Annotated in this window: 4 protein-coding genes; 3 read left to right on the top strand and 1 reads right to left on the bottom strand. The window is 70.2% G+C overall.

Annotation, left to right across the window (positions count from 1 at the left end; all coding sequences use genetic code 11):
• Positions 1 to 76 precede the first annotated feature (76 nt).
• Positions 77 to 283, bottom strand: coding sequence for a hypothetical protein (locus tag GWK61_RS53115; RefSeq protein WP_194921941.1), 207 nt, complete (start codon positions 281 to 283; stop codon positions 77 to 79).
• Between the two features lie 362 nt (positions 284 to 645).
• On the opposite strand from GWK61_RS53115, the gene dxs reads away from it, so the two are divergent.
• The 3 genes from dxs to GWK61_RS53130 all read left to right on the top strand — a co-directional run.
• Positions 646 to 2,616 (top strand): 1-deoxy-D-xylulose-5-phosphate synthase, encoded by a 1,971-nt coding sequence (gene dxs / locus GWK61_RS53120; protein ID WP_228564464.1) that lies wholly within the window; start codon positions 646 to 648, stop codon positions 2,614 to 2,616.
• A gap of 49 nt (positions 2,617 to 2,665) precedes the next feature.
• On the top strand, positions 2,666 to 3,781 hold the full coding sequence (gene ispG, locus GWK61_RS53125) for a flavodoxin-dependent (E)-4-hydroxy-3-methylbut-2-enyl-diphosphate synthase (RefSeq protein WP_194921943.1): 1,116 nt from the start codon (positions 2,666 to 2,668) through the stop codon (positions 3,779 to 3,781).
• A partial coding sequence (locus GWK61_RS53130; RefSeq protein WP_194921945.1) for an SDR family NAD(P)-dependent oxidoreductase occupies positions 3,778 to 3,982 on the top strand: 205 nt, incomplete at its 3' end. The genes ispG and GWK61_RS53130, both read left to right, overlap by 4 nt.

Genomic DNA, 3,982 nt, shown 5'->3' on the forward strand with positions numbered 1-3,982 from the left:
GTCCGATGATTGGTCCGGCTGGGAGCAGGTGGTCCGGCCGGGAGCAGGTAGGACCAGCCACCCAGCCGGGGCGCAGTCACTTCTGGCTGGTGATCTGCGTCAGCTTGGTCTGCAGCGCCATCGTCGTCCCGACCCCCACCCCTACTTCCGTAGCGGTCAGGGTCAGCGCCGGAACGGGGGTCACGGCCGTGCTGGTGGTCCTTGCCGCCTCGGGGCGGTCTTCGAGCTCAACCTGCATCTTCCCTGCCTTGCCGGATCGGCTGTCGCCTTCGCTGTCCGACATAGGTGGACTGCGCGTGGATTCCCAGTGTGTAGCACATGGACGCCGTTTCACGCATCGATCTTGTGATTCTTACTCTTTTGCAAGTCCTCGGCCCCAATCTGGGCCTCTACGTAGTTACGCCGACACCTTCCGCAGTCATGCAAAGAGGTTTACGCACCCCCGGATCGCCCGAACAGGCCAACATCGACAGAAGCCCCCAGGCCCCGGACACAGAGTTCTGACCAGGCACGACACCTGAATCACGGCGATCGCACCAGTCCCGTCGGGCACGCGGAGCGCGCCGTTCGCGACCACCCTGGTGCGGTGGGAGTCACACAAGTTGCTTCCCGCGCCGCGATGGTAGGCGAGTGTTAGGAGTCCCTATGCGGACGACCGCCAAGTCTTCGTCGTCGTCTTCGGCACCTCGGCGGCGGAGCGCTGGCCCGGTGTTGGAGCGGGTGTTGGGTCCGGAGGACTTGGCGGGGTTGGACTCCGTCGAGCTCGCCGCGCTGGCCGAGGAGATCCGCGGCTTCTTAATCGAGAAGGTCTGCGCGGTCGGCGGCCATCTCGGCGTGAACCTCGGCGTGGTGGAGCTCACCATCGCGCTGCACCGGGCGTTCCGCTCGCCGCAAGACGTGCTGCTGTTCGACACCGGGCACCAGAGCTACGTCCACAAGATCCTCACCGGCCGCGCGCCCGGGTTCGACACCCTGCGCCGACGCGGCGGCCTGTCCGGCTACCCCTCGCGGACCGAGTCAGCCCACGACTGGATCGAGAACTCGCACGCCTCGACCGCGCTGAGCTACGCCGACGGCCTGGCCAAGGCGTTCCAGCTGCGCGGCGAGCTCGCCGACGGCTCCGGCGATCCGGCTCGGCGGCACGTCGTGCCGGTGATCGGCGACGGTGCGATGACCGGCGGGCTGGCGTGGGAGGGGCTGAACAACCTGGCCGGGGCGGGTGACCGGCCGGTGGTGATCGTGCTGAACGACAACGGCCGCGCCTACGCGCCGACAGTCGGCGGCATCGCGACGCACTTGGGTGGCCTGCGCGCGGAGCACGGAGAGCGTGACGAGCACGACGAGCACGTAGACCACCCAGACCACGCAGAACACCGCGCCCAGCACCTGTTCGGCGACCTCGGCCTGGCCTACGTCGGCCCGGTCGACGGCCACGACATCGCCGCCACCGAGCAGGCGCTGCGCGAGGCGGCGGCGATGGGCCGGCCGGCGCTGGTGCACGTGATCACGACCAAGGGCCGCGGCTTCGCCCCCGCGGAGTGCGACGAGGCGGACCGGATGCACGCGGTCGGCGTCGTGGACCCGCACACCGGGACGCCGACCAAGGTACCGAAGAAGAGCTGGACCGAGGTCTTCGGCGAGCAGATGGGCGCGATCGGGGCCGAGCGGCCGGACGTGGTGTGCGTCAGCGCGGCGATGGTGCTGCCGGTCGGGCTCGGCGAGTTCGCCGGCCGGTTCCCGGAGCGGATCTTCGATGTCGGCATCGCCGAGCAGCACGCGGTGTGCTCCTCGGCGGGGCTGGCCGCCGGCGGGCTGCACCCGGTGGTGTGCGTGTACTCGACGTTCCTGAACCGGGCCTTCGACCAGGTGGTCATGGACGTGGCGCTGCACAAGGCGGGCGTCACCTTCGTCCTGGACCGCGCCGGGGTCACCGGACCGGACGGCGCCTCGCATCACGGGATGTGGGACAGCGCGATCCTCGGGGTCGTCCCGGGCCTGCGGCTGGCCGCGCCCCGCGACCCGGCGCGGCTGGCGGAGCTGCTGCGGGAGGCGGTGGCCGTCGACGACGGGCCGACCGTGGTCCGCTTCCCGAAGGCCGAGGCCGGGCCGGACATCGAGGCACACGCGCGGATGAACGGCGTCGACATCCTGTATCGCGCGGCGGGACGGCCGCTGGACGTCCTGATCGTCGCGGCCGGGGTGACCGCGCGGACGTGTCTGGCCGCCGCCGAGGAACTGGACCGGCTGGGGATCGGGGCGACGGTGGTCGACCCGCGGTGGATCCTGCCGATCAACCCGCATCTGACGCATCTGGCCGACCGGCACCGGCTGGTGGTGACCGTCGAGGACAGCGTGCGCAGCGGCGGGATGGGGACGGCGTTGGCGCAGGCGTGTGCCGACGCGGAGTCGACGACGCCGGTGCGGGTGATGGGGCTTCCGCAGGAGTTCCTGGCGGCCGGTGGGCGTGAGGAGATTCTGGAGAGCGCGGGGATGGCGGTGCGGGACATCGTCGCGACGGTGGTCGACGGGCTGCGGGCCGGGCCTCGGATGGGACCTCGGATCGGCGTACCGGACAGCCTGGAACTGATGGAGATCCCTGAGATACCACGCCGCTAGCGCCGGTCCGGCTGCCTGCTTTTCTCATGCGGAGAACGAGGAGAACACTGTGAACGCCATCGACCTCGGACTGCCGGCCTTCCCGAGCGCGGGAACCCGCGAGCGACGAAGGATCAGCCGGCAGCTCGACGTCGGCGGCGTGCCGGTGGGGGGCGGCGCGCCGGTGTCCGTGCAGTCGATGACGACGACGCTGACTGCCGACGTGAACGCCACACTCCAGCAGATCGCACAGCTGACAGCGGCCGGGTGCCAGATCGTGCGGGTCGCGGTGCCGTCGCAGGACGACGCCGACGCGCTGCCGGCGATCGCGAAGAAGTCGCAGATCCCTGTTATCGCCGACATTCACTTCCAGCCGAAGTACGTCTTCGCCGCGATCGACGCCGGATGCGCCGCGGTGCGTGTGAATCCGGGCAATATCAAGGCTTTCGACGACAAGGTCGGCGAGATCGCGCGCGCCGCCGAGGATGCCGGGATCCCGATCCGGATCGGGGTGAACGCGGGCTCCTTGGACAAACGGCTCTATGAGAAGTACGGCAAGGCGACGCCTGAGGCGCTGGTCGAGTCAGCACTCTGGGAATGCTCGTTGTTCGAGGAGCACGGGTTCCGGGACATCAAGATCTCGGTGAAGCACCACGATCCGTTGGTGATGGTGGCCGCGTACCGGTTGCTGTCGGAGCAGTGCGACTATCCGCTGCACCTCGGCGTCACCGAGGCCGGGCCGCTGATGCAGGGGACGGTGAAGTCGGCGGTGGCGTTCGGGATCCTGCTGTCGGAGGGGATCGGGGACACGATCCGGGTGTCGCTCTCCGCGCCGCCGGTCGAGGAGGTCAAGGTCGGTATCAGCATTCTGGAGTCGCTGGGGTTGCGGCGGCGGCATCTGGAGATCGTGTCGTGTCCGTCGTGCGGGCGGGCGCAGGTGGACGTGTACAAGCTGGCCGAGCGGGTGCAGGCGGCGTTCGAGGGGTTCCCGCATCCGATGCGGGTCGCGGTGATGGGGTGCGTGGTGAACGGCCCGGGCGAGGCGCGCGAGGCGGACATCGGGGTGTCGTCGGGCAACGGCAAGGGGCAGATCTTCGTGCGCGGCGAGGTGGTGCGGACGGTGCCGGAGGCGCAGATCGTCGAGGCGCTGGTGGAGGAGGCGCTGGCGTTGTCCGAGGGGTCATGAGCGAGGGGCACGCGCATCGGGGGGTGGCGCTGGTGACCGGCTCGTCGTCGGGGATCGGGGCGGTGACGGCCGCGGCGCTGGCCGAGCGCGGCTACCGCGTGGTGGTGCACGGCCGGGACGAGCAGGCGGCGGCCGGCGTGGCGATGGCGATCGGCGGCGTGCCGGTGTGCGCGGACCTGTCACGGGAGGGCGAGGCCGAAC

The organism is Catenulispora rubra (assembly GCF_015356825.1).
Classification (GTDB): Bacteria; Actinomycetota; Actinomycetes; order Streptomycetales; family Catenulisporaceae; genus Catenulispora; species Catenulispora rubra.

Excerpts from the sequence above, each read along its gene's own strand:
- GWK61_RS53115 (WP_194921941.1), bottom strand. The coding sequence starts at position 283 with ATGTCGGACAGCGAAGGCGACAGCCGATCCGGCAAGGCAGGGAAGATG.
- dxs (WP_228564464.1), top strand. The coding sequence starts at position 646 with ATGCGGACGACCGCCAAGTCTTCGTCGTCGTCTTCGGCACCTCGGCGG.